Origin of the sequence: Desulfopila sp. IMCC35008, from assembly GCF_010646885.2 — a bacterium.
Taxonomy (GTDB): Bacteria; Desulfobacterota; Desulfobulbia; order Desulfobulbales; family Desulfocapsaceae; genus Desulfopila.
In genome coordinates this window covers 489,546-511,477 of the sequence record NZ_CP050700.1, presented here as the reverse complement: position 1 = coordinate 511,477, position 21,932 = coordinate 489,546, and the positions used below count along the sequence as shown (strand labels likewise).

The window sequence follows — 21,932 nt, the reverse complement described above, 5'->3', positions numbered from 1 at the left end:
CGGACGAACCTAAACCGAACAGGACATCTGAAAAATACAGGTGTCCTGTTCATTCCGGTCAGTCTTTTGCCAGGCTGTTACCGACATCTGCATTTACTACCAGTGGCACATCGAGGATCATGGCCTGTTCCATGGCCGTCACTATTACTCCTTTTGCTTCCTCAACCTCTGACTCAGGCACCTCAAACACCAATTCATCATGAATCTGCAGCAACAGGTTTGCCCTGATACCGGAAGTAACCAATACCCTTTCGACCTCAACCATGGCCAGTTTTATTATGTCGGCAGCCGTTCCCTGAATGGGTGTATTAATGGCCATGCGTTCAGCAAATTCCCTTCTCATCTTATTTTTTGCATCAATCTCCGGCACCTCACGCCGACGATGCATCAGCGTTGTCACATACCCGTCTTTTCGCGCCTTTTCAACAATATCGTGCATAAACTGTTTGACCCCTGCATAGTGCTCAAAGTACCGGTCAATAAAAGTCTGGGCATCCTTCCTGCTAATGCCAAGCTGGTTTGAGAGACCGAAACTGGACATGCCGTAAACAATGCCGAAGTTTATCGACTTTGCCACTCGTCTCATGTCCGAGGTGATAAGGAGAGGTGACACACCGAACACCTGAGCCGCCGTCCTGGCGTGGATATCATCACCAGCCCGGAAGGCATCGATCAATGCCTTATCCTGCGAGTAATGCGCGAGTACGCGCAGGTCTATCTGGGAATAGTCAGCAGCGATAAAGAGTTGTCCCTTCTCTGGTACAAAAGCCCTGCGGATCCTGTTACCCTCTTCTCCGCGTATGGGAATATTCTGGAGATTAGGGTTAGAGCTGGACAACCGCCCTGTAGCCGTCACTGCCTGGTTAAAAGAGGTGTGAACCCTGCCGGACTCGGGATCACGCAAGCCTGCAAGCTTTTCCACATAGGTAGAGAGTAACTTGGCGAGTGTTCTGTACTCCAGCACCAGGGCTGGAAGATCGTGTTTGGGGGCCAGTTTTTCCAGAACTTTCACATCAGTCGAATAACCGGTTTTAGTCTTCCGGCCATGTGGAAGCTCCAGCTCTTCAAAGAGAATCTGACCTAATTGGCGAGGTGAATTGACATTGAACTCACGCCCTGCCAAAGTGTAAATCTGTTGTTCTATATCCTGCAATTTCGCACGAAATTCATCTGATAAATTCGCGAGGATATCTTTATCTACACATATGCCGCGAATCTCCATCGCTGCTAAAATCGGGATCAAAACCATCTCAAGCTTATAAAATAACTCCTGAAGGTTCTTCTCTGCTAAGAGTGGGCAAAACTCCTCCCATAACTTAAGCGTCCCGTATACGTCCTCACAACTATAGGTACACGCCGCCTCAAGTGGCACCCGGGCAAAACTGTCTTCGCGCTTATCGCCTGCGACAACCTCACTAAAGGGAGTTAGTTTCATGCCCCGAAGCTGGCAAAGATCATCGAGCTTAAGTGAATTGCCTCCAACCTCAAGCAAATGTGCGGCAACCATGGTATCGGCAAGTTGACCTTCCATGGCCAGCCCCCAGTGCTGGCGGATGACAGTATAATCATATTTCAGGTTATGACCGATCTTCATGACCTCAGTCGAGGATAGCAGTGTCTGCAATACGTCCTTGACCTCTTCCTCATTCAGCTGACCTGCAAGAGGCCTTGACTCCTCATCGCAGTGGCCGAACGGCACGTACCAGGCAGCATCGGAATCACAGCAAAGTGAGATGCCGACTAATTTTGCACTACGGGCATCCAGCGAGGTGGTTTCGGTATCAACCACGACCTGCCCAGCCCGTAAACATTTTTCTACAACAGACTGTAGCTCTTCAAGAGTATCTATCAAAGAGAAAGAGTCTGCCGGCACCGGCTTGGACGTATCCACCTCTTTCAGCATAGAAGTAAATTCAAGTTCCTCATAGAGGGCAACGAGTCTGTCCGCATCCCCCTGCTGGTATCGGTAAGCGTCTAACTGCCTTGGGACCTCCGCATCTTCCTTCAACCGAATCAGGTCTTTTGACAAGTAGGCATCTTTACGGTGAGCGATGAGTTTTTCCTTCATCTTGGATTTCTTCAGCTGATCGATATTGTCATACAATCCATCCAGAGAAAGGTATTCGTTTATCAGCTTCTCCGCAGTCTTCGGTCCCACACCCGGTACACCAGGTATATTATCAGAACTGTCTCCAATCAGTGCAAACAGTTCTAACAGGTTTTCAGGGCCGACCTTATATTTCTCGGTAACCCCTTCCCTGTCCAACACCTTATCCTTCATAGGGTCCCACATGACCACACCATCATCCACCAACTGCAGCAGGTCTTTATCGCCGGAAACAATCACAACCTCATGCCCATTGTTTTTCAACCATGTCGTCGCAGAAGCGATAAGATCATCGGCCTCCACTCCCTGTTCTTCCAGAACCGGGATATTCGAGGCGCTTACATATTCTTTTATAAACGGAATCTGCTCGGCCAGATCATCAGGCATCGGAGGTCTGTTCGCTTTATATTCGGGATACATTTCATGCCGGAAGACCTTACCTCGACTATCAAAAGCAACGAGCAGGAATTCAGGCGCTTTATCACGAATCAGCTTTCGTAAAATATTAATAAACCCAAAAACAGCATGGGTATGTACACCTTTGCTGTTAGATAGTGGCCTTACGCCATGATATGCCCTGTAAATATATGCACTGCCGTCAATAAGATATACTTTTTGCTTCACTGCTGTCGGCTCCTTAAAATGCTATTATCTGAACTCTTTATTTATGTATACCATCTATACTCCATTGGCAGTTGCAACGCATCGTGAAATGGATAACCTTTCTATCTGCCGCATAAAAAAAGCCGTGGATGTCTCCATCCACGGCTTTGAAGTTCTATTGTGGTTGTGTTTAATTTGCGCTTCTTACCCATGATGCCTGGGGACCTTTATCTCCGACGGTCTCCCCGTAAAACACGCTATCTCCTTCAGTCAGTTCTTCCATATTGACATTTTTCAGGGCATTTTCATGAAAATATATATCCCTGTTATCGACGGACGTAATAAAACCGTATGACTCAAATGGTGATAACTTCCTTATAATACCAACCTTATCGACATCTGCAGCAGCCGGAGTCTTGATGTTTTTACGTTTTTTCCGGGCTTTTTCCTTAAGCTGCAGGGCTAATACATCGAAGGCTTCGGTAAGCAGTGCTCGAACAGCTTCTCCTTTTCTGGCTACAACGACTGTGTCGTTTGGAATGGTTGCAACTACCTTGATCTCAAACCCACCTTCTTTATGGTGAGAAGTCGCTTCGATGCAAACCCTAAGATGAAGGACTATACCGGCATAGTGCCGAATAACCTTGTTCTTCTCTTCCTCGATCTTTGTTTGCCATCCTTTACGCAACTCAACATTCCGGGCTTCGATCTTCAGTTCCATAGAGTTCCTCCGGTTAGTGGCACCTTGAAAAATGTACCTTTCGTCCAGATCCTGAACTGCCAGGATACACTTTCATAGAGCCCTGATGCTTCTGCAGCAGAACAGAGCTGCTGCCCCTGCATGCACACCAGACGGCCTGATAAAATTTCCGCCCGGCTGTACATTCCCTGGCAAGCCGATTCTGGCTGAAGTAAACGTGCCGCTTCAACCAGGCAAACAAACATGCACAAATCGTCTTACTCTTCTTTTATTATATTGCCAGAAGGCACAGAATCAAGTCGAGGTCTCTTGTTTCATGGTGATGGAACATACCCAAAAGGTTAAATAGGGGGTGCAACACTACTATTTATGGTATTTCCATTTTCAATCTAGTAGAATACTTCTGCTTGATAAATTTGATCCCTTTTATTTCCACTTTCCGCCAATGACTATCAACCGAGCAGGGATACTTCTGCTACAGATGGGTGGCCCGGACACGCTAGAAGACGTCCCCGCCTTTCTCTACAATCTCTTCTCAGACCGTGATATCATAAAACTTGGCCCGGCCCTGTTGCAAAAACCGCTGGCACGTTTGATCTCCAGACGCCGAGCGGCCAAAAGTAAAGCAATCTATTCGAAGATTGGTGGAGGTTCCCCTTTACTGAAGATCACCACGGATCAGGCGCAGGAACTGCAAAAGAGGCTTTCTGCAACACACGACTGCGAGGTCGATGTGGCCATGCGCTACTGGCAGCCGAGAGCCGATGAAGCGCTGCAGAAATTATGCAATCGTGACATCGATATACTTGTCGCCCTGCCGCTCTATCCACACTACACCAAAGCCACTTCCGGTTCTTCATTAAAGGATCTGCGCAGTGTTCATAAGCAACTCGTACCCGACATCCCGCTGGTTGAAATACCCTCGTGGCCAACGCAGGAAAAATATCTCCAGGCCCTCGCAGCCAAGATACGGCAAGGGGCACGAAAGTTTGGTGATGAATCTTTCCAACTCGTTTACAGCGCTCACAGCCTGCCTGTCACTTTTATACAGGAAGGGGATCCATATGTGGAAGAGTTGAAAAAAACGATACAGGGGCTGGAGGGAATAACCGGGATACAGGGGCAACTCTGTTACCAGAGCAGAAGTGGCCCGGTTGAATGGTTGTCCCCCTCAACATCGGAGACCATTGAAGCGCTGGGCAGCGAAGGATGCAAAAATATCCTTATGGTGCCCGTCAGTTTTGTCTCGGACCACGTCGAGACGCTCTATGAAATCAATATGCTGTTTAGGGATAAGGCAGCCGATCTTGGTATGCGACTATACTCCACCGAGTCACTCAACAGTGATCCACTTTTTATCGATGGCCTAAGGGATCTTGTCGTCGCAACGCTTGAGCAGCAATAGAGAGCATCAGCCAACATCCTGACCGTGTCCCACATGAAAACGCCGCATCCTCACATTCATGAGGATGCCGAGAGCCAGCAGGGTCGTCAACAAGGAAGAACCACCGTAGGAGACCAGGGGCAAAGGAATCCCGACAACCGGCAGAAATCCCAGAATCATCAGGAGATTAATAACCGCCTGCCAGAAGATCAACATCACGACCCCATAGGCGAGTAAGACCCCGAACCTGTCCCGTGCATGCAAAGCGACATGCAAGCCCCACAGCAGCATGAAAAAATAGCAACCAAGGAAAAATAGACTACCGACAAACCCCCACTCCTCCCCCCAGACAGAAAAGGCAAAATCCGTATGCCGTTCGGGCAGGAAATGCAGATGCCCCTGGGTTCCTTCCATATAGCCCTTGCCCAACTTACCGCCACTCCCCACAGCGATCTTTGACTGCATAATCTGATACCCATGCCCCATCTGGTCCGCTTCCGGGTTGAGAAATGTCTGAATACGCTGTTTCTGATATGGCTTCAACAGTTTTTCCCAGGCAAACAAAACACAGGAAAGCCCTGTTCCGCCAAGTATGGCGTAGGTAGAGAACTTGAGCTTTACGAAAACAGTCATCGACACAAAAATAATCCCCAGCATTAATGCCGTGCCCAGATCGGGCTGCATGAGAATCAGCAGAAAAGGCAGGGCCGTGAGGGTAATCGGCATGATGAGTTGTTTCAAGGAATAGCCACCCAACTCTTCCTTTCTGGAATAATAGCTGGCAAGTGAAATTACCAGCATCAGCTTGGCCGGCTCAGACGGCTGCAGCTTGAAAAAACCAAGGTTAATCCAACGTTGAGCGCCACCCGCCTCGGAGCCGACAAAATAAGCCACCAACAGCAAAATAACAATGAGCGCATAGCAGGGGTAATTCAGCACATGCAGGTTTTGGTAGTCGAAACTAAGCAGAAACAGGCAGGCCGCAAATCCCATAAGCAGAAAATATAACTGTTTCAGGTAGGGAGGTGTCCCAAAAACCTTTGGCGGATAAGAGGCACTGTAGAGATTAAACATGGCCATCCCACACACAAGCAGGATCAGCAACAGCAGAATAAAATCAAAATGCTCGAATAATCGACGATCCATTCGCAACATAACCGGTTACTCCTGCCTCTCTGCTCTATGTACCATTTCAATATGCATCCCTATTGTTTCTCCTTTTCTGCCGCTTCCTGCATTGCTGCAAGTCTGGGGCCGAAGTATTTCTGCATCACCGCCCTGGCAATGGGGCCGGCACCGGAGCCACCATGCAGTCCATGCTCCACAAGCACTGTTACGGCTATCTCCGGGTCGTCAGCGGGTGCAAAACAGGTAAACCAGGCATGATCCCTATATTTATAGGGTATGTCTTCTTCCTTTAAACCACGATACTGCGCCACCCTGACGACTTGGGCCGTGCCGGTCTTGCCGCCTATGGTCAACCCCTTTATTTTCACCTTCCGTGCGGTTCCCTTCTTGCCATGGACGACTTCCACCATGCCATCGAGGACCATCTTGAGATGACGCTTGTTGATCTTTATCTCAGCGGTCACCTCCGGAGTAAACTCCTCCACAACCTCTCCACTGGGGTCCGTTACCCGCTCAATCAGTTGGGGTTTCATCCGCTTGCCCTTGTTGGCTAGGGTCGCAGTCATCAGGCAAATCTGAAGGGGTGTTGCCAGGTTATACCCTTGACCAATGGCGACAGAGAGCGTTTCCCCCTCATGCCATTTTGTCTTGTACCGTTTGCGTTTCCAGTCTTTTGTGGGGGTCAACCCGCTTCTTTCATGCTCTATTTCCACTCCGCTTTTATGACCAAGCCCGAACTGATTCGCCATCTCGGCCAAGCCATCAACACCAACCCACTGTCCCACCTGGTAGAAATAAACGTCGCAGGACTCTGAAATAGCGCGTTTGAGATTCACAGCACCATGACCACTGTGTTTCCAACAACGAAAACGTCGGTTGCCAAATGAATAATAACCGGGACAGTACATGGCAGTGTTTTCATCGATAACCCCTTTAGCAAGACCGGCCAATGCCGTTATCATCTTGTAGGTGGAGCCCGGAGGGTACGCGCCCTGGACAACCTTGTTTATGAGAGGATTCTTTTCATTTTCGCGTAACGCGTTCCAGTTATTATGGGAAATGCCGCCGACAAAATCTTCCAGATGGATGGATGGTGTGGATACCAGGGTAAGCAAACGTCCCGTTTTCACTTCCATGGTGACCACTGCACCCGCTTTACCATCTGCATTCATCAGGTCCTCGGCAACCTTTTGTAATTCTGCATCCAGGGTCAGGCGAAGTTCACGTCCCGGTAATGGTTCAATGGCCTTAAGCTGTTTCTGTTCGAACCCTCTGGCATTCACCTCGGTAAAACGATATCCTTTTTCGCCACGCAGGTCTGCTTCGCGCAGACGTTCCAATCCCTGCTTACCGATAAGGTCATTGCCGCCGTAAATTGTTTTATCTGCTTTTTCGAGCTCTTGCTTTGAGATCGAACCGAGATAACCAATATTATTGGCAGCCAGGTCCTGGTAGTTATAGACCCTGACCGGCTGCACCTCGATCCGTATACCAGAAAACTTCTGGTTATGATTTTCCAGGTAAGCCAACGTCTCCCAATCAATATCCTCTTTTAAGGTGATCGGCATATATCGAGGTGTACCCTCCGCTTCACGTATCCTGTCCCAGAGAGTTGAAATATCCTCCTTTAAAACAGGGGCAAGACGCTTGACCACATCATCAATATTATCCGAATCCTCACGAATCATTACCACATTGAACGACGGCCTGTTGGTGACTATTTCCCGGCCAAACCTGTCCAGAATGTGACCCCGTGGCGGGGCTATCTCCTGCTTGCGAACGCGGTTCGAGTCGGCACGTTTTTTATACTCCTCACCATGATGGATTTGCAAGGACCAAAGCCGTAACATAATCAGGCTAAAGAATATAACTATAACGACAACACCACCTAGAAGACGCTTACGCAGCAGGTCTGCAGACTCCTCATCACGTTCTGAAAATTCGTCAACTTCCTTAAAAAACATTTTCACGACCTACTCCTCCCCTCGTCACTTCTGCCTGACAGAATGTCTGCGGGCAGGTTTCGATCGTTTTGCGCGATCTTCAAGATATTGATACAGGCTGTTAAAAAGAAGAAAGCTCGGTATCGCTGCAAGGACAAGTAGAAAGGTATCCTGAATGATCCTTCCCCAGGACCACTCTGGCAGATTCTCCGGAATTGTCAGTGATGAAAAAAAGAAAACCAGCATTTGTAATAGAAAGTAACTTACACCAACCAGCGGAATTTCATAGGCACTTGATCGAATAGGGCTATTAGTCGCAACTATCTTTAAACAGCAGAACACAAACATACACTCAAGAGGGTAAACACCTAGATTTACACCTATAAGGACATCGAAAATCCAGCCGACGGTAAAGGAAAGAATAATACCGGGAAGCCAGGCGAACCTGTAAGCAGCAAAGGCAACAAGCAGATATATTATGTCAGGCCTGCCGAAGTTACCGGGCAAATCCTGCAATATTGTTGTCTGGAAGACGATCAGCAGGATACCCACTGCCATGAAAACGATGGTTATCATGTCTCGTTTCTACCTTGCAATCTCCAGGTTCATCTCCTGCATTAGCTTTCGTGAATCGTTCAGATCGACAAACAGAACTTCAAGCTTCTGGAAATCAACACTCGGTTCAACTTCAATTTCCAGGAACATGCCGCGCTCGCGACGATGTACAGCCGAAACCTGGCCAAGGGGAAGACCCGATCCGAAAACACCACCAATACCTGCAGTAACGATATGATCCCCCACAGCAACATCAGCATTTTTCAACACATATTGCAGAGAGTACCCTTTCTGCCCGGCCCCTTTCAGAATACCGCGCACCCTGTTTTTCTGAACAAGGGCATCAATGGCACTGGAAGGTGCATTGGCCAGCAGAATTTTGCTATAATGATCAGCGGTATGTATCACCTGGCCAACAACTCCTTTCGGGCTTAAGGCGACCATACCCTCCACGACGTCATCTTCCCGGCCCCTGTCTACCACAATAGTCTGGTACCAGAAGGCGGGGTCCCTTCCCACAACCCTGGCTGTAAGCAAACCGAACCCCTGTTCCTCCTTGAAATCAAGAAGCTCCTGGTAATGGCGATATTTGCGGAATCCTTCCCGGTACTCACTCAGTTCCTGGAGATATTTTTTATTGAGTTCGTGCAAATGCTTATTTTCTGCCCTCACATTCCATAAAACAATATAATCGTCCTTTATGGAGGCAAGGCCATCGGATGCCCGGGTTGCCAGATTCTGCAGGGGCCCAATCAGATCAAGCGTGAATTGCTGTAAGGCACCAAACCGCCCCCCCAGCATAGAGACCAGCAGCAGCACCCCGACCACAATTAGGGTTGCCAGAAACAACACTAATCGCCCGGAAAAAGCACGTGACCTATCTTTTCTGGTGCTCGCTCGTTTTCTCACGGATCACAGCCTGATAAATCGGCAATGCCCCCGCCGATAAAGATCTGTATGGAAAGGGGTATTGCCGGAAATGAAGACAACTGTCAGTTAGTCGATGGTGACTTCCCGCAGGATATCGAGGTTATCCAGAGCCTTGCCTGAGCCAAGAACCACGGATGACAAAGGATCGTCCGCTACAATAATAGGCATACCGGTGGCTTCTTTCAGGCACTTATCAAGATTCTTCAATAAAGCCCCGCCACCTGTCAGCACAATACCCTGATCGACGATATCGGCCGCAAGCTCGGGAGGGGTAACTTCAAGTGCCACCCGCACAGCCTCCACAATGACATCCACCTGTTCGGCAATGGCAGACTGGATCTCGTCAGCAGTTATGGTAAGTGTCTTCGGTACCCCGGAGACAAGGTCACGCCCCTTAATTTCCATTGTCTCAAACGGCTCTTCCGGCATAACATTGCCGATGGTTGTCTTGATGAGTTCGGCGGTACGCTCACCAATGGCGAGGTTGTGCTTTCGCTTGATATACTGGAGTATCGCCTCATCCATTTTATCCCCGGCAACCCTTACGGACTTTGCATAGACAATTCCGGCCAGTGAAATGACAGCAACTTCAGTGGTACCACCACCAATATCGATAATCATATTGGCAGTCGGCTCCGTAATCGGCAAATCGGCACCTATTGCTGCCGCCATCGGCTCTTCAATCAGGTACACTTCACGGGCACCTGCTGACTCGGCGGACTCTTTAACAGCACGTTTTTCAACCTGGGTAATGCCTGAGGGAACAGAAATCATGATTCGTGGATGAACCAAGGTTCTACGATTGTGAACCTTGTTAATAAAATACCGAAGCATCGCCTCGGTTACTTCAAAATCGGCGATAACCCCATCCTTGATGGGACGGATCGCATTGATATTGCCAGGCGTTTTGCCAAGCATCATTTTCGCTTCCTGGCCAACTGCCAGCACCTTGCTCATCCTGCCGTCCTGCCGCACTGCAACTACAGACGGTTCACGCAGGACAATGCCTTTACCTTTGACATATAAAACAGTATTGGCAGTTCCAAGATCAATGGCAAGATCGTTGGAGAGCCAGCCAAAAAGAAAATTGAAAGGTGAATACATTCAGCTACCTCAGCGTATAAACCACATTTTGTGGTGGTATATCAGAATCAACACTGGCCCAACACATAAATATTGAGGCCCGTAATTGCGTAAAATTTCTTGTCTCATAGATACTTCTCTCAAAAGATCGAAACATAACAAACCTCACTATCGATGGCAACAAATATGCAATTCCACCCTCAGAATATCGAAATTTCGTTGACAGCCCCGTCAATCCCTGTTAATTAAGCTCAACAATTCCAGAGACACAAATACTCTGGACATGAAATAACACCTTTGGGGCTATAGCTCAGCTGGGAGAGCGCTTGAATGGCATTCAAGAGGTCGGCGGTTCGATCCCGCCTAGCTCCACCATGATAAACAAAAGCGATTACAGGATATTTCTGTAATCGCTTTTGTTGTTTCAGGGACCTGAATTTGGACTCCATAGACGATTTTCATTTTCAGCATCTCAAATCTCCTGTTACACCACTTCACATTGAATAAGAACTGTCACCTTGTGAGCCCCTGAACACTTTCATTACTCTCTTTGTTTCGATATCAATTTCACATTTTCATCAGGTTGATTCTTGCGATAAAACGCATCCAACCCAAACCCAACATGGGCATATTATCACGTTTTATTATAGACTTAATTAAATCACTGCAATAGGTTACTATTCAGAGAATGAAAGAGGTCAAAGAAATTGCTGACTCATAAAGAACTACGTGAGAAAATAATGCGAAATCCTGAAGTCCAGAAGGAATTCGCAAAACAAGAAGAGTTTTTTCTATTTGATCAACTCATCAAAGCACGGATAGAAGCGGGTCTGACCCAAGCAGAAGTCGCAGAGCGTATAGGAACCAAAACACCTGTTGTGGCCAGACTGGAATCTGGTGGTTGAATGAAAAAACACTCCCTTTCAATCTCAACACTTCGCAAATATGCCAAGGCTGTTGGCTGCAATCTTGAAATAAAACTAGTTCAGAACAGATCTACCAATAAAGAGAGAAGAGCTTCATTCATTTTAGCTTAGCAGCATTTCTAGCTGGCCTGTAGTAACTAACGGCCTATTCTCTTCCAGAAAAAGAACGTGGGAAAAATTACTCTATTCCTGCACTACCCTGATTTCTGATTTTACTCCCTATACCTTGTTATTGATTGAGCATGAGTGTGGCAGGCAAGATGGAAGATTTTTCGTAGTCTCGATCTTGAACATTTCGAGGAGACCGAATTGTTCGAAAATATCCCACTCACCCGTGCTTAGCCATAGCAAGATCTTAAACAAAGGTTAGTGGTCTTTTGGAAATTTGGACCGCTCGTGCTCACCCGGTCGTTGATAAAAGCTGGATCTGAACATCATTTCGGTTGAGCATTTTCAGATAAAAATCATCATCACCTGCAAAAGGATTTCTGATTACCTCTCAAAACCGTTATGATAAGCAAAATACCAGTGGTACGACAGTTACAGGTAAAACAGAAATAAAAAGAGGACTACAATGAAACAACAACTCACGGTTGGATTACTTCTCGTGTGCGGCATCCTTCTTGCGGCACCTATCTACACCTTGGCCGGTGATTGTCCCGGCGGATGGAGCAGGCTTTCCAATTACAAAAAGGGGAGCGGAGGAGCCTGCCGCCAGATGGGCCTTGACTCCAAAAGAGGTACCTGCCAGCCGGGACAAATGTATGAGACGCTTTGCGACGACTCTTCGGGAGGGAAATATAAGATTTGCCAGGGACCACGAAGATGCAGCGGAGGCGGCAGCAGCTACTCACAAGCCGCACCACCGCAAAATACGGATTGTACAAGATGGGACTACAAGCGCAACAGACCCTGTCCCAACGGCTATGTCAATAACGACTGCATAGGGACATGCGAATCACTGCCGTCACCTCCCCAGCAGCAGAACAATAATTGCCAGAACTGGGATTATAAACGAAACCAGCCCTGCCCCCCTGGATATGTGAACAGTGACTGCCGTGGTGGCTGCGAATAAGAACCAGGACAGCTTACCTCAGGAGGCAGAATAGTGCATTCGGGGTAAGCGGTCCCGATACATTCATGAGCAATGTTTCGATTTTGTTCAATACCTGCGCATTGCAAGGAATTCAGCACGTTAGCGTCGATAAGAAATCGTTGAATGGCTGGTAACAAAAAGATGCAATCTCTCGGTAACCGCAGTTATTGACCCCTGCTGTTAGCCCCAATATTTCATGAAAAAGCCACTGGGAGCGTGAAATATTGGGGTTAGTCATAATCCTGTCTTTGTATACGTGACACGACTTCCCGGCGAATATTTAAGGGAGTTGCAGTGTTATTTTCCAAATTGCGAAGCGTGTACTCATTTCGGGAATTTGCCAGCGCAACCAGGATATGAGTCGGGGCATTTACGTTGTGTGACAGCCCCCATTCAATCAGGTAGGCAGATGTACCGCTGTTATCTATTTCCTGGTAAATCCTCTCCAGAGTGACCTGGGGAGTTTTACCATTACCTGCAATATCACCGAGGAGATAAGGCTCTGTCTTTTTCGCCAGTTCCGTCAATATTTCTTCTGTGACATTTGGATGAAACACAACCAGGCGCATGACCGCATAACCTCTTCTGTTCCCGCCCATTATCTCAGGCGAAGACCACATCTTCGTATAGAGCTCAGGATCCCTTTTAGCCGCTATTTTTGCAAGTGTCTCTGCACTGGCTTGTTGATTGAGGCAGACTACTCCAAGGGCAAACTTGTTGTCTCGTAAATCAGAACTGGTGACAAAACTGTCAAGCTGTGCTGCATTCATCTGCTCTATGGCCTTGACCGTGTCAGTTAGACGTGAATTGGTCATGTACCCGGAAGACGCATAACCGATATAGCAAAGAGAAAGCACTCCGCCGACAACGGCAATAATCAGATGTTTCCTGCTCCTGGTTGCTCTTGCCTTGATACCGTAGCCAAAGGTGCCTCCAACTACCAACCAAGGCAGGCACACAAATGCCGAAGCCAGAGGAAGGAAGATATATCCGATGGCCGCGGTGGATGAGTTTGAGTAACTAATAGCGGGGAGCTCTCTAAGCAGGTACACAATATTGGCGAAAATATAGAAGAGTAGTGCCCACTTAAAAGGCTTCATTGGAGGTATTTTCTCATTTATCACGTTGCACACCCAATAACTGACAGAAGCGGTATCAGCCAATCAAGCAGATATTCAAAATCGGGAATGGTCCAGAGCTTGTTATTACGGGGCAAAACCCTAGAGTTATTACAAGAGGTTATTCTGCAACACACCTTCAGGAACCATTCTGCAGCAATGTCTCAAAAGACTATAAATCACCGAGACTCTTTGTTTCACATAACAAATGAGCAACTTCAATTAGGGCAACAGCTGGTCCTGATCGACATCAGTCCTTTTCGGCAGATGCGATAAGCATCCGTCTGTAATCTTCCCTTAATCGATTCGTTGCCAGAAGTACATTTTCCATATACGCCCTCTCTTTATCCGATACAAGCCGCAAATCCCAGACATCGCGATTCGACCGAATAACAGCTCCAGCAGGGACATAGGTGTAAGCTTCAAGGTTGACAGTTATAATCGTTGCATTCATCCCCACCCAGACTCCCGCCTCCAAGCTGGCACTGTACAAGGTACTTCGCATGGCAATAAAGCAACCTTCCCTGATCTGACAGGGTCCGTGAATGGCTGCTCCGTGGGCTACGGTTGTCCTTGCCCCTATAAGAACCTCATCCCCCCCATGGCTGTGCATGATCACCCCGTCCTGGATATTACACTCCTCCTCTAGAACAATAGGGCTCACTTTGCCGTCATGACCTGGCTCGTCTGAACGGACAACCGCCAATGGCGCGATAAAAACGTTTTTCCCGACTTTCACGTTTCCGATAACCTGTGCAGATGGATCAATAAGAGCCGTCGGATGAATTTCGGGGAAATCACCTACAAGATTAGGCCGGATATTGTTACATGGGCTTATCATTGCATTCTCTCCTTACAGATATTCACCCCCATCATGGGTTTACTTTCAATTCAACGCATCATTACTTATTATGTCAAATAATGAGTTTGATAGTACCAAGCGATAAAATTATTAAACCTTCATGACACAAGCGCAGTTCATTCTTCACACTTCAACTGTTACGATTACCCGCCTTGTGCTATATTATCCTGCTTTCCCTATGATGTTCAGCTGAGGGGCCAGCCTCCGTATAGGTTGCTGACAGTCAGCTGTAATCAGACATAGTTTTAGGATGAAAACTAAATACCAAACAAGCCTGAGTTATACTTTAAACCGCATAACCAGAGCAGAAAGATTTTCAGCCAGCTTAGATAATTCATCAGCCGCAACCTGCACATTTTCACTACTTAGTTTTACATCGGTTGAGCGCTCCTTCACCTGAACAACCCCTTCAGACAGCTCGTTGGCCATCTGACTGCTACCTGCAATATTTTCGTTAACTTCTGAAATACCTGTCGATGCCTGGCCGACGTTCTGGACAATTTCATTCGTTGTGATTGATTGTTCCTCAACAGCGGTTACGATACCCTGTACTATCTCGTTTACCTCAGCAATAACCTTCGATATACCGCCGATATCTGTAATAGTGGCGTTGGTTTGTGTCTGGATTTCTGTAATCGCCTCACGAATGCTTCCTGTTGCTTCTGCAGTTTGTTTGGCCAACTCCTTTATTTCATTAGCGACAACAGCAAACCCCTTACCTGCTTCACCAGCCCTTGCAGCCTCTATAGTGGCATTCAACGCCAAAAGATTTGTCTGCTCGGATATCTCGGTAATGGTTTCCGTTATCTTGCCAATGGAGTCAGCTGCTCCTCCAAGAGCTTGTACTGCCCGTTGTGAACGCTCTGTATTCTGCACAGCTTCCGTTGTTGTTGTGCTGGCCCGCGAACTATTCTCAGCTATCTCCCTGATCGTGTTGCCCATCTCTTCAGTTGCCGCCGCTATCATGTTCAGGTTGGTTGCTGACTCCTCAGAGGCTGCGGCAACAGTGCTCATATTACTTGAGACCTCGTGGGCGTGAGCAGCAGACTGGTCCGCGACCGTTGTCGTTTGGTCTGCATTATTGACGAGTTGATCCGCTATTGCTGCTAGTTCTGTCGCCGCAGAAGCCAGAGACTCTGACGAGTTATTAATTTCTTTTAGAACATTACTCGAACTTCCAACCATTTCATTCAAAGATTTCGACAAATCCCCCAAGGCATCGTTTGACATTATATCAAATGTTACCCGATAATCCCCTTCCCCAACCTTGGCGGCAGTTTCTGCAATAGATTGAACCCTACCGTTCACGAGTTTAACCAAAAAGAAGTTCAGAATGAGACCGGCAACCAGGATAATCACCCCAATAACCAGAGATTGAGTAATTAACTTCTTGTCTATGCCACTGATGATATCGACATGATTCATCCCTATTCCAACCCACATGCCCCAATCTTCAAAAAATGTAACATAGGAGATTTTATTCTGGCCATTCCAGACATACGTAATAAAACCGCCTTTATGATTTTCAAACAGCTCACCAATATCAGGAAGTGAGAAGATATTGTCTGTTATCCCCAGAGAAGGGTGAACAATATATCTGCCTATTTCGTCATACACAAAGAAGTAACCCGGGCCCATCTTGGTCTTACTCAGAAGTTCTTTCACCGATGGTGTTATGATGTTTTGCTTGATATGTACGGCACCAATTATGTTGCCCCCTGCATCTTTTACCGGGGCAATGGTAACAAAATCGTAATGGTTGTTATTATGGAAGTATACTTTAAAATAGGTAGTTCCATTCCTTAAAGCTGAAACAATATCACCAGTCCAGGTCAACCCAACATACCGTTCTCCATCCTGCTTTCCAGTAGTCGCAATCGTAATGAGCTCATTATTGTGAAGCTGAAGAACTGACAAGGTGAGGCCAGTGGCATTTACCGAAGCTAAGGCATTATCGACAAACTCTGTAGAATTTGTCACTACGAAATCCCCTGTTCGCATAATCGGGAGGTTGACTTCTCCCTTTGCTGCTCCAGTTTCAGTTAATGTTTTTATCGTTACAGTTTCCGCTGGGTCAAGCTCAGGGGTTCCAGGCGCCCCCAGTTCGTCCCTGAACATGTTAACATCGGCAGTCATCCTTGATTTTAGATCAGTTGTATACATTTGTAGCGAATTGATCATCGATGTCTGTATGTTCTGCAGGGCAGATTCCCCCAGATGGTATAATCCACTTTTAGAGGCAGTAAGCGATGTTATCGACAAAACAGCAATGGTCAGGACACAGATAAAAGCGATGACTACGAACATCAATGTTGTGAATTTGATACGCCTGAGTTTATTAAACATGTATTCCCCCTCCCAATCACTTTGGTTTCATTGATAATTGTCACTGCAGTGTATCACAGTTGCACTGGCATTGTTAAATTATTTTGATACAAAAGTCTAACAAATGTGATTAGCACATGAAAGAAGGCTCCACCCTACTCAATTCGCAGATGCCATAACAAGAATAGCCTGGTAGGATAATGGCACAAATCTCTCACTATTCTTTATTGACCCATTCAGAGGTTAACGACCTATGACTTTAGAATCACAAATGATTATAATTTTTGGCGCAACAGGAGACCTGAACAGGAGGAAGTTGATCCCTTCTCTTTATCATCTTGTAGCAAAGCACCGACTGACCGAGTGTACCCCTATCATCTGTATCGGCCGTAAAAACCTGAGTCGTGATGAGTTCATTACACACCTTTCAGTTGAAGACTTCATAAAAGCTCCAACTGCAGAGAGCATGAAAGATCTGCTTCGGCGCATAGAGTACGTATGTTTTGATATCACAAGCGGTAGTTCTGAACTCTTTGCTCATAAAATCATGCAAATTCAACAGCAATATGGGTGCACCGATAACAAGCTTATATACCTTGCCCTTCCTACCTCAGTATTTCATACATCGGCGCAACTGATAGACGCTCTCGACTCTAAAACTGGCTGGAAAAGAGTCGTCTTTGAAAAACCTTTTGGCGCCGACCTGCACAGCGCCCAACTCTTGAATGACAATATTAGAAATATTCTTAAAGAAGATGAAATTTACCGCGTCGATCACTACCTGGGCAAAGAACTGGTTCAAAACATTCTTACCTTACGATTCGCGAACGATATATTTAGCGGAGCCTGGAATAATGAAGCAATTGATCATGTACAGATTACGGTATCTGAAACCCTGGGGGTTGAAAAAAGAGCTGGATATTATGATCAAATTGGAGCAGTACGTGATATGCTCCAGAATCATCTACTGCAGCTGTTATCGTTTGTTGCCATGGAGCCACCCATAGAAAACTCGACCGACGGCCTCAGGGATGAAGCTCTTTCAGTGATGCAGTCATTACGTCCACTTGACAAAACAGATATTGTGCTTGGTCAATATGGCCCCGGCACCATCAACTCAAAGCCAGTTAACAGCTACCTCGCCGAGGCTGGGGTTAAGAAAAACTCCACCACCGAGACCTTTGTGGCAATACGTGCCTTTATTGACACCAATCGATGGCAAGGGGTACCATTTTACCTGCGAACGGGTAAACGGTTAGAACAGCGTTATGCAGATATCAAAATTGTCTTCAAGCAGCGTAAGCACCATATCATCAATAGAACAGGACAGCCAAATACAATTATCATTCGCATCCAACCCAATAGCGGTATTGCCATCGCTTTCAACGTGCAGAAACCGGGGGAGGAAGATAGCACAGAATCAGTCCTCATGGATTTCTGTCATCACTGTCATTTCGGGCCCAACACTCCAGAGGCATATGAATCCATTCTTTATAATATCATGCTGGGAGATCACAGTCTTTTCCCACGTCGTGACTGGATTGAGGCAAGCTGGGCATACATTGACAGGCTGCGCTCTATTGCCGATCTGCCTGTTATCTACAGTGCAGGATCACTCGGGCCGGCGAAAGCGGATACTCTTTTGACTGATGATGGCCGGGAATGGCTTCATGAAAAGTCAGAAGCACAGGCCCTTACTCTTGCCAACCTCAAATAGCGACCACGTCAATCATATTTTCATTCTGTTCAGCACCCCGGACTTGTAATGGTAGCTGAATCCCTGCTGATTACTCACGCTAATGCAGACACTTCCGTCGCCTTCATTACCCGGGAACCGTCTACAACTTTCTATACTTCGAGAGGGCAGGATATCCTTTACAAAACTGATGAGTACATAGTGAACTTCTATCTTGCAATTATTGCCACCAGAACAAGATTTACATTATACTACTTTTCCATATATTTTATGGTGTGCCCGCTTGGGTCGATATTGACCGATCCTGATAACAGCAGGACATTATGAACCCTAAAGAGCTTGAAGCCGTCATATCCAATTGGGAAATTCAGAGTAAAGCTGAGCGCATGAGTCTAAAAATATAATGTGCCGAGGAAAATTCTGCCCATTTCTGCATAAAGAGGTCTACGGTATTTTTGAAGGAACGCCACCCTGAGCCCTCTTCTGTCATGAAGAGAGAAGGTATTAGAATTGTCCAGAAACACAGAGGGTGCCCCCACCCGCATCGTGCGCGGGTAGAGGCATTGGGGGAGAAGAGATACATAGGTACTGATAAGCGACACCCATGGATTTATCCAAAGGTTACTTAAAGCATATACTACTTTGTGGTAGTTTGTACATGTTTTTTGTCAGAACTTTGTTTTTATCCGATGCAACTTACTCTATCTCTTCTACCTCGTTTTCATAAACATAGACACTTCTGATGATTTTGCTCTTTTATCAATAGCGCGTAAACCTTGAAATCCAACAATCGTATCAGTAATTTCCACTCAACCGTTATCGTTACACTCCCCGGCAATCTCCGGCAGCAATAGACAAGACAGATTACTATTGCAGGGTCGAAGATCCTTCAATCATCTGCAGCCTTGGTTGTGCAAGATCAGGCATGGTCGCATGATATCCTTATTCTCAGAAAAGGCTTGAATTTCTCATTCTTGCTTCCTCTCCTTCCACTTTCCCATACAAAGAACTATAATGAGCTATAGATCTTTACTATCCATTCCCATTTACAAATGCGCTTTGTTTCTTCTTTACTCATGAGAAAATGAATAAACCGACCTACCAGGAACTTGAAGAAAAAGTCCGTTCACTTGAAAGCCAATTGGGGCAACAGGGAATACCAAAAAGAGCGAATCAGGCAGGAGATGAAAGTTCAGGGATTCCCTCTTCGTTGATGCGCCTTATGCTTGATACAGTCCCGGACCTGATCTGGGCCAAGGATCTGGACAACAGATACCTCTATACCAACCAGGAAATATGCGACACATTGCTGCATTGCGAATCAATGGAGCAAGCACTTGGCAAAAACGATCTTTTTTTTGCTGAACGGGAACGCACCAAAGGGTACCAGCATACCTTCGGGGAAATATGTGTCGATTCAGATGAGATCGTCAAACTATCAGGACAACCCGGCCGCTTTCTGGAATATGGGCTGGTCCGAGGGATAAACCTTATCCTCGACGTTCATAAGGCCCCCTTTTTTGATACAGATGGGAACATGATAGGTACTGTCGGTTGCGGCAGGGATATAACCAGGGAAAAGATAGCGGAGCAGGCCCTCCAAAATGCTGTTGGTATATTTCATAGAATTGCTGACGATGTGGCAGGCATTGCCATTCAGGGCTATGACGAAGAACGCAAGGTAACCCTCTGGAACGAGGCAAGTGAACAGATTTATGGTTACAGCCGGGACGAGGCCCTCGGTCAAAAGCTCGAGGATTTGATCATCCCTGACTTTATGCGGGATGATGTAATCAGGCTGCATCAAAGATGGATTCATTTCGGGGAAAAAATCCCGGCCGGAGAACTGGTACTGAAAAGGAAAGACGGGAAAGATGTACATGTTTATTCATCTCATATTCTGCAGGATACCATTGCTGGAAAGGAGATGTATTGCATCGATATCAACCTGACTCCTTACCACAGGGCCGAGGAGGAGAAACGGGCCCTGGCGGAGCAACTTGAGCAGGCACACAGACTCGAGGCCATCGGCAATCTTGCGGGTGGTATAGCCCATGATTTCAACAACATACTTGCAGCCATTACCGGATATTCTGAACTGGCGATGAGCGAAATCCCAGCGGGAACCAACGCCGGGCAGAGCCTTGATGCCGTTCTCAAAGCGGCTGACCGGGCCTCTGAGCTGGTACGGCAAATCCTCACTTTCAGCAGAAAATCCAATCAGGAGAAAAAAGCGATCCGCATCCAGCCGATTGTCCAGGAAGCAATGAACATGATGCGTTCGTCCCTGCCCTCGTCTGTCGATATCACAAGCAGGTTATCTCTCGATAATACTCTGGTGCTTGCCAACCCCACTGCAATCCACCAGGTAGTGGTCAATCTGTGTACTAACGCCCTGCACGCCATGAACAACCAGAAAGGGGTGCTCCAGGTAACACTTGAAAAAATTCAGGTAACACAGGAGCAGATACCCAGGGACTGGCAGGCCGATGCTGGCCCCTACTGCCTGTTGAAGGTTGCAGATAACGGCATCGGCATAGATGAAGAGACTCTCAAGCAAATTTTCGTGCCCTACTTTACCACCAAGGAGCGGGGCGAAGGCACAGGCCTCGGTCTTTCAACAGTTCATGGAATTATTAATGAACATAACGGCTTTATACAGTTAGAAAGTTTACCGGGCAAAGGAACCGTTTTTGAGGTCTTTCTGCCGGTCCTTGAGCAAGACCACTGCACTCTTTTGCCCAAGCAAGAGGTCTTGCCCCTGCCCACCGGAAAGGAACACATCCTGCTTGTGGATGATGAAGCCGCCCTCTGCCGGGTTGGCAAATCAATCCTTTCCAGCCTCGGATACCAGGTCACTGCCGAAAGTGACAGCGGCAAAGCGTTAGATCTTTTTACAAACAACCCGGATCGTTTCCAGCTCATCATTTCCGATCAGACCATGCCGGGTTTGACCGGTGCCGAACTCGCCCGACTGGTTTTCAACCAGCGACCGGATATCCCTTTCATTCTCTGTACCGGCTATTCTTCCAGCATCTCAGAAGAAGAGGCTCTTGCTATGGGTATCAGCAGATATATAGAGAAACCCTTCTCCAAACAGTTACTGGCGGAAAACGTCCGCGCCGCCCTTGATGAAGGCTCGAACAAGGTGTAACATAGCCGAATGAGTGAGCCTGCATTCCCACCAATGCACCGTAAATATCTTCACAAAAAAGGGTACGGAAAATATGAATTCAATTCTGGAGACCATTTCCTCACTGGCGCCTTTCGGCATCGGCATCGTTGGCATGCTCTACTGGAAGATCCTGCCACAAGAGTCAAAAGAAAGAAAAAGATTCATGTTTGTGGGGGGCTGCTGCCTCTGTGTGGCCTGGGGCGTCGTTTTATACCAACACCTTCACCCGGCAACTCAGTAAGCACCAGCTGCATATCACCAGTTAAGCGAGAAGGCAGGAAAAACCATTCCCATCATCACC

General features: G+C 47.0%; 17 protein-coding genes and 1 tRNA gene. 7 read left to right on the top strand and 11 right to left on the bottom strand.

From position 1 onward, the window contains the following. Positions 1–58: 58 nt before the first annotated feature. From polA to GA520_RS02220, 3 genes are all read right to left on the bottom strand, one after another. A complete protein-coding gene (gene polA, locus GA520_RS02230; protein ID WP_163339955.1) occupies positions 59–2,731 on the bottom strand; it encodes a DNA polymerase I in 2,673 nt (890 codons plus the stop codon). Between the two features lie 169 nt (positions 2,732–2,900). Then, entirely contained in the window at positions 2,901–3,431 is a 531-nt protein-coding gene (locus GA520_RS02225) for a cold shock domain-containing protein (RefSeq protein WP_163339954.1), read from the bottom strand. Then, a complete protein-coding gene (locus GA520_RS02220) occupies positions 3,422–3,655 on the bottom strand; it encodes a hypothetical protein (protein WP_163339953.1) in 234 nt (77 codons plus the stop codon). Before GA520_RS02220 ends, GA520_RS02225 begins: the two co-directional genes overlap by 10 nt. Before the next feature lie 236 nt (positions 3,656–3,891). On the opposite strand from GA520_RS02220, the gene hemH reads away from it, so the two are divergent. Then, positions 3,892–4,815, top strand: a complete 924-nt coding sequence (gene hemH / locus GA520_RS02215) for a ferrochelatase (RefSeq protein WP_304511284.1) — start codon at positions 3,892–3,894, stop codon at positions 4,813–4,815. Positions 4,816–4,821: 6 nt separating this feature from the next. Here the strand turns inward: hemH and rodA are convergent, their stop codons facing one another. From rodA to GA520_RS02190, 5 genes are all read right to left on the bottom strand, one after another. Beyond that, positions 4,822–5,949, bottom strand: a complete 1,128-nt coding sequence (gene rodA, locus GA520_RS02210; RefSeq protein ID WP_163339951.1) for a rod shape-determining protein RodA — start codon at positions 5,947–5,949, stop codon at positions 4,822–4,824. A 50-nt stretch (positions 5,950–5,999) separates the two neighbouring features. Beyond that, on the bottom strand, positions 6,000–7,886 hold the full coding sequence (gene mrdA, locus GA520_RS02205; RefSeq protein ID WP_163340052.1) for a penicillin-binding protein 2: 1,887 nt from the start codon (positions 7,884–7,886) through the stop codon (positions 6,000–6,002). 24 nt (positions 7,887–7,910) lie between these two features. Beyond that, on the bottom strand, positions 7,911–8,441 hold the full coding sequence (locus GA520_RS02200; protein WP_163339950.1) for a hypothetical protein: 531 nt from the start codon (positions 8,439–8,441) through the stop codon (positions 7,911–7,913). Between the two features lie 9 nt (positions 8,442–8,450). After that, positions 8,451–9,329: a rod shape-determining protein MreC gene (mreC, locus tag GA520_RS02195; RefSeq protein ID WP_163339949.1), complete on the bottom strand. Its 879-nt coding sequence runs from the start codon at positions 9,327–9,329 to the stop codon at positions 8,451–8,453. Positions 9,330–9,416: 87 nt separating this feature from the next. After that, entirely contained in the window at positions 9,417–10,454 is a 1,038-nt protein-coding gene (locus tag GA520_RS02190) for a rod shape-determining protein (RefSeq protein WP_163339948.1), read from the bottom strand. A 278-nt stretch (positions 10,455–10,732) separates the two neighbouring features. Between GA520_RS02190 and GA520_RS02185 the strand changes: the two genes are divergently transcribed. The 3 genes from GA520_RS02185 to GA520_RS02175 all read left to right on the top strand — a co-directional run bounded on the left by GA520_RS02185 (position 10,733) and on the right by GA520_RS02175 (position 12,434). After that, positions 10,733–10,808 (top strand) — tRNA-Ala (locus GA520_RS02185). Between the two features lie 365 nt (positions 10,809–11,173). Next, positions 11,174–11,338 (top strand): helix-turn-helix transcriptional regulator, encoded by a 165-nt coding sequence (locus tag GA520_RS02180; RefSeq protein ID WP_240910241.1) that lies wholly within the window; start codon positions 11,174–11,176, stop codon positions 11,336–11,338. A gap of 595 nt (positions 11,339–11,933) precedes the next feature. Further along, positions 11,934–12,434 carry a hypothetical protein gene (locus tag GA520_RS02175; protein WP_163339947.1) on the top strand — a complete coding sequence of 167 codons (501 nt, stop codon included), beginning with the start codon at positions 11,934–11,936 and terminating at the stop codon, positions 12,432–12,434. A 251-nt stretch (positions 12,435–12,685) separates the two neighbouring features. Here the strand turns inward: GA520_RS02175 and GA520_RS02170 are convergent, their stop codons facing one another. The 3 genes from GA520_RS02170 to GA520_RS02160 form a co-directional block, all read right to left on the bottom strand. Beyond that, the gene (locus tag GA520_RS02170) at positions 12,686–13,555 is read right to left on the bottom strand and encodes a hypothetical protein (protein WP_163339946.1); all 870 of its coding nucleotides are present in this window, start codon (positions 13,553–13,555) and stop codon (positions 12,686–12,688) included. A 268-nt stretch (positions 13,556–13,823) separates the two neighbouring features. Then, a complete protein-coding gene (locus GA520_RS02165; protein WP_163339945.1) occupies positions 13,824–14,414 on the bottom strand; it encodes a carbonate dehydratase in 591 nt (196 codons plus the stop codon). A 300-nt stretch (positions 14,415–14,714) separates the two neighbouring features. Further along, complete coding sequence (locus GA520_RS02160) at positions 14,715–16,781, bottom strand: methyl-accepting chemotaxis protein (protein WP_163339944.1); 2,067 nt, start codon at positions 16,779–16,781, stop codon at positions 14,715–14,717. Between the two features lie 232 nt (positions 16,782–17,013). Between GA520_RS02160 and zwf the strand changes: the two genes are divergently transcribed. The 3 genes from zwf (at position 17,014) to GA520_RS02145 (ending at position 21,872) form a co-directional block, all read left to right on the top strand. After that, positions 17,014–18,477, top strand: a complete 1,464-nt coding sequence (zwf, locus tag GA520_RS02155; protein WP_304511283.1) for a glucose-6-phosphate dehydrogenase — start codon at positions 17,014–17,016, stop codon at positions 18,475–18,477. Positions 18,478–19,540: 1,063 nt separating this feature from the next. Continuing rightward, positions 19,541–21,610 (top strand): PAS domain-containing sensor histidine kinase, encoded by a 2,070-nt coding sequence (locus GA520_RS02150; protein ID WP_163339942.1) that lies wholly within the window; start codon positions 19,541–19,543, stop codon positions 21,608–21,610. 73 nt (positions 21,611–21,683) lie between these two features. Then, a complete protein-coding gene (locus tag GA520_RS02145; RefSeq protein WP_163339941.1) occupies positions 21,684–21,872 on the top strand; it encodes a hypothetical protein in 189 nt (62 codons plus the stop codon). Positions 21,873–21,932: the final 60 nt, after the last annotated feature.